Below are 1448 nucleotides of genomic sequence, written 5' to 3'. Positions count from 1 at the left end.
AACCGGCTGCACAAGCGCCAGAAGAGATGATCGAGATGTCCGCTCGCTACGGAACGTCGCGCATCGAAGCGGTCGATAACATTTTGGCGAATGACTACGTCGAGAAAGCGTTGCCTCGCCTCATCGCTTTATCCGAGAAGCTCGACATCTTCTTTGAAGTAAAAGCCAATTTGAAGCGCCATGAAGTCGAGAAGTTGGCCGCAGGCGGCGTCCGCTGGATCCAACCAGGTATCGAGAGCCTTGATAGCCGCGTTTTGAAGCTTATGGGCAAGGGAACGACGGCAGCACAAAATGTTCAACTATTGAAATGGTGTCGCCAGTTTGGCGTGCGGCCCATCTGGAGCGTCCTATGGGGCTTCCCCCGAGAGAGCGACGCTTGGTACGCTCAAATGTGCCGCTTGTTGCCATTGCTGCATCATCTGCACCCGGGACACGTTGTTAGATTACGCTACCAGCGCTTCAGTCTCTATCATCGCGCGGCCGACCAATATGGGCTGACGCTCAGTCCGGCGGCCTCCTATCGATACGTGTATCCGCTCTCTGAGCGCGATCTTGCGGATCAGGTTTACCACTTCGAAGACGGTGACGACAACGATGGCGGCCGTGAGTTCGGTCCACTTGACACAAACCGCCGACCCGGAGTTCAGGCGGTTATTCAAGGTATGGATGCCTGGAGCGAGGCATGGTGCGGCCTGACGCCACCCATATTATCGATGCGCGACAGCGGTGACGAGATTATAGTGGAGGACACACGCAATATAGCGGTGGAGCGTGAACAGCGAGTCAAAGGCTTGGCGCGTGAAATCCTGCTGGCTGCTGATCAAGGCATGCCAGAGGTCCGCCTGAGTCGACAGCTTAAGGGGGCGAACGTGATTGAGGTCGAGGAGGCGACTGCAGACCTTATAGCCCGCAAGCTGATTGTCCGGCTGGACGCCCGCTTGATAGGGCTTCCGATATGGAGCCCCTCTACGCCTATGCCGGCGCTGACTGCGTTTCCAGGAGGATATTTAGACCGACGCGGCTAGCCTGTGAAGTAGAAGGGTCCGATTGGTCAGTTCTCATTTCGGCGACCTTGTGGAGCGGCACTTCCTGTTCCCATTCAAACTCTTTGTCTGCGCATCACTCAAAGGAGAAGGTACAAGAAAATTGACCGAGAGAGACCACCTCTGCCGTCACGAATTCATCGCGCGAATGTCGGTCTGTCGCGAATGGGTAATCCTTGTCGGCTTCGCGCCGGAAGACCCGCGCCTCTTTCCCGGAACTGACGGTTGAGGAAAACTTGCTTATTCCGGCATGGGCAGCCGGCGTCACAGATGCGCAGCCTCGACGATGTCTATTCGCTACAGAAATCGTCGCATCTGGCGGGAAGCAGGATGCTTTTCTGGGGGCTGCTTCCTTCGCCCCGCTTGCGTTGGAGGAAAGCTGGCGATGACCACAAACCGCTTGCC

At 56.6% G+C, this 1448-nt stretch carries 2 protein-coding genes; one reads left to right on the top strand and one right to left on the bottom strand.

Annotated elements, in window-relative coordinates:
- A partial coding sequence (locus tag AC1D1Z_RS37370; RefSeq protein ID WP_477853859.1) for a RiPP maturation radical SAM C-methyltransferase occupies positions 1-1025 on the top strand: 1025 nt, incomplete at its 5' end.
- 94 nt (positions 1026-1119) lie between these two features.
- Here the strand turns inward: AC1D1Z_RS37370 and AC1D1Z_RS37365 are convergent.
- Positions 1120-1448 (bottom strand): hypothetical protein (locus tag AC1D1Z_RS37365; RefSeq protein WP_477853857.1); only part of this gene is annotated, 329 nt, incomplete at its 5' end.

This window comes from Rhizobium sp. P1_E1 (assembly GCF_056406015.1).
This window is presented reverse-complemented; position numbering and strand designations above follow the sequence as displayed.